The sequence below is a fragment of the Streptomyces sp. genome (genome assembly GCF_050698815.1).
Lineage (GTDB): Bacteria > Actinomycetota > Actinomycetes > Streptomycetales > Streptomycetaceae > Streptomyces.
This window is the reverse complement of the sequence record NZ_JBOHCV010000641.1, coordinates 1-2009: the sequence shown is the minus strand read 5'-3', so window position 1 is coordinate 2009 and position 2009 is coordinate 1. Positions and strand designations below refer to the sequence as shown.

The following is a 2009-nucleotide window of genomic DNA, read 5'->3' as shown; positions in this document are numbered from 1 at the left end:
GCGCCAGCCCGGGCAGTGCGCTCGGCGCGCGTGGCGAGCTCGGCGGGCGTCGTGGCGGCGTGACGGGGGCAACGGCCCCGCTGTGTACGGGAGTCGGGGGCCGCTCCCCCAGCAGCGCCATCAGCGGTCGGCCGGCAGCTCGTAGACCCGCCGGACGCTGCTGCCCAGCCGCCCGATGTCCGCACCGTAGAGGTGGATCGAGATGGCCTTGTCATCACAGGCGTTCCACACCCGGTGGATGTCGCCGGGCGGCGCGAAGCCGCAGACGGAACCGGCCGGGTTGACCACGTCCTCGGTGGCGACGAGCCGCGCGCTGCCGCCCGGTGCCTCGGCGGGCAGCAGCCGGTAGCGCCGCTCGTGCTCCTCACCCTGGTGAACTCCCGTGACGCACCAGGACACATGGTCGTGTACGGCCGTGCACTGGCCGGGCAGCCAGACGAGCGCGACGACCGAGAAGCTGCCGTCGGTCTCGGCGTGCAGCAGATGCTGCCGGTACCGCTCTGGGTCGCCCTCGCACTGCTCGGGCGTGAGCAGCCCCCCGTCGCCGCTCACGCCCAGGTGCGGGGCGAGCTTCTCGCCGACCAGGTAGGCCGTGACGTCCGGCGGCAGCCCCCGCCCGACCACGTCGCGTACCTCTTCGATGAAAGCGCCGAGCCGCTCGGTCGTACGGGTACGGGTGGCGGCACGGGCCCTCGCCGCGGCGTGGTGCTCGGTCGAAGTGGCCATGTTCGCAGCGTGGCGAAGCGGACCCATCACGTCCAACGACGGTCTCTTGGCCGTCCCCCAACGCCCGCTTATGGCTGCGGCTTCGGCTTCGGCCGCGTCAGCACCCGACGCGGTTGGCGGCCACCGCCTTCAGCTCGTCCAGCACCAGCGCGGTGGCCGGGATCTCGAGGTGTTCGCGCAGCACGTACGCGGAAACCTGCCGCCGTGACGCCGGGTCCAGCGCCCGCCCGGTGACCTTCCGGTGCACCAGGAAGGACAGCACCAGCCCCGGCATCATCGCGATGCCGAGGCCCTCGGCGACCAGGCTCTGCACCACGAGGATGTCGTCGGTGGTGAAGGCGATGTCGGGGGCGAAGCCGAGCTCGGCGCACTCGTGCAGGAAGTTGGCCCGGCAGCGCAGGCAGCCGGCGATCCAGCGCTCCTCCGCCAGCTCGGCCAGCTTGACCGCCCGGCGCCGGGCCATCGGGTGCCCGGTGGGCAGCAGCACGGTCAGCTGGTCTTCCATGAGCGGGATCTCGACCAGTTCCTCCGGCACCTGTTCGTGCAGGCCGGGGTAGGTGAAGGCGAGGGTGATGTCGCACTCGCCCGCCACGACGCGCCGCAGCGAGTCCGGCGGCTCGCTCTCCTGCAACTCGACTCGTATCCCGGGGTGTTCGGCGGCCAGCCGCGCCAGCGCCTCCGGTACGAGCGTGGCCCCCGCGCTGGGGAACGCGCACATCCGCACCCGGCCCGCCCGCAGCCGGGTGATCGCCGTCATCTGCTGCTGGGCGGCCGAGATGCTGTCGAGGATGACTCCGGCGTGCCGGGCCAGCGCCTCACCCGCCTCGGTGAGCCGCATGTTCCGCCCCACCCGTATGAACAGCGGTGTCCCGACGGACCGCTCCAGCGCCTTCATCTGCTGCGTGATCGCGGGCTGCGTATAGCCGAGGACGCGAGCGGCACCGGAGTAGGAACCGGCCTCCACCACTTCGTGGAAGGTCCTGATGTGCCGCGAGTCGAACATGGCAGAACCATAAGCATATTTTGGGTAACGGCAACATCCCCGCCACCCAGCTTAAGGATCACGCCCGCGCGCTCACGGGCGGGCCCGCAGTCGCCGGGCCACCGCCACGCCCACCGCGCACACCAGCGCCGCGACCGCGTACACCGCGACGATGACCGTGATCGCCGCCTCGGCGGCGGTGTCGATCGGCGTATGGAGATACGGAAGGTCGAAGTTCAGCATGACCCCGGACAGCCGGACGTGGAGGAGCAGGCCGCCGAGGACCGTGCCGAGCAGGATC

The 2009-nt window shown here is 71.6% G+C and carries 3 protein-coding genes; all 3 read right to left on the bottom strand.

Going from position 1 to position 2009, the window contains the following annotated elements; all coding sequences use genetic code 11:
* Window positions 1-120 precede the first annotated feature (120 nt).
* Window positions 121-726, bottom strand: coding sequence for a cysteine dioxygenase (locus ACRDP3_RS23070; protein WP_431518913.1), 606 nt, complete (start codon window positions 724-726; stop codon window positions 121-123).
* A gap of 97 nt (window positions 727-823) precedes the next feature.
* A complete protein-coding gene (locus tag ACRDP3_RS23065; RefSeq protein WP_431518912.1) occupies window positions 824-1729 on the bottom strand; it encodes a LysR family transcriptional regulator in 906 nt (301 codons plus the stop codon).
* 72 nt (window positions 1730-1801) lie between these two features.
* Window positions 1802-2009: hypothetical protein (locus ACRDP3_RS23060; RefSeq protein WP_431518911.1), on the bottom strand; the 208-nt coding region annotated here is incomplete at its 5' end.

Bases quoted from the DNA above. Each gene is read 5' to 3' on its own strand.
- ACRDP3_RS23070 (WP_431518913.1), bottom strand. From the start codon at position 726: ATGGCCACTTCGACCGAGCACCACGCCGCGGCGAGGGCCCGTGCCGCC.
- ACRDP3_RS23065 (WP_431518912.1), bottom strand. From the start codon at position 1,729: ATGTTCGACTCGCGGCACATCAGGACCTTCCACGAAGTGGTGGAGGCC.